The sequence below is a fragment of the Vibrio sp. 1078-1 genome (genome assembly GCF_033340475.1).
Genome location: NZ_JAWOWM010000887.1, coordinates 1 through 521, shown reverse-complemented (window position 1 = coordinate 521; position 521 = coordinate 1). Strand labels below are relative to the sequence as shown.

General features: G+C 52.6%; 1 protein-coding gene and 1 pseudogene. Both read left to right on the top strand.

Annotated features, from left to right (window positions below; translation table 11 throughout):
- Positions 1-202: helix-turn-helix domain-containing protein (locus tag R7190_RS31445; protein ID WP_411978111.1), on the top strand; the 202-nt coding region annotated here is incomplete at its 5' end.
- A 23-nt stretch (positions 203-225) separates the two neighbouring features.
- Positions 226-335: pseudogene (locus tag R7190_RS31440) on the top strand (IS30 family transposase); the annotation flags it as partial.
- Positions 336-521: the final 186 nt, after the last annotated feature.

The following is a 521-nucleotide window of genomic DNA, read 5'->3' as shown; positions in this document are numbered from 1 at the left end:
CAGTATCACCATGAGTTATCAGCAGTTGGGCGAGGGGCAACGATACCTGATACCCGCGCACTTTGCGCAGGGCGTGTCTGTGTCTGCCACTGCGCAGGCTATTGTCGTTCATCGCTCCACCCTTTATCGAGAGCGACGTCGTAATGCCCACCAGGAGGGTTACCTGCCTATCTGGCGCATCAGCAAGCGCACCTTCATCTAGGACGAGCGCTCGGTTGATGAACGCCCGCCATCGTCGATAGCCGGGAGCAGTTTGGCAATTGGGAGGCAGATACCGTACTCAGCAAAAAAGCTCGGGCGTGCTAGTGACGCTCGCGGAACATAAGAGCCGTCTATCTAACTTGTGCCACTGTCGACCTATGTGATTCACCCAAGGGCTGTAGTCTGGCTGGAATACCAAGCATGACTCATAATGGCCCCGAAAAACGACTCCATATGAGCACCAACATTTTATGTCAGAGACTTGTTCACCTTCTTAGCTCCTGAGGTATCGGCCAATTTTTCTTAAAATCCATAAACTC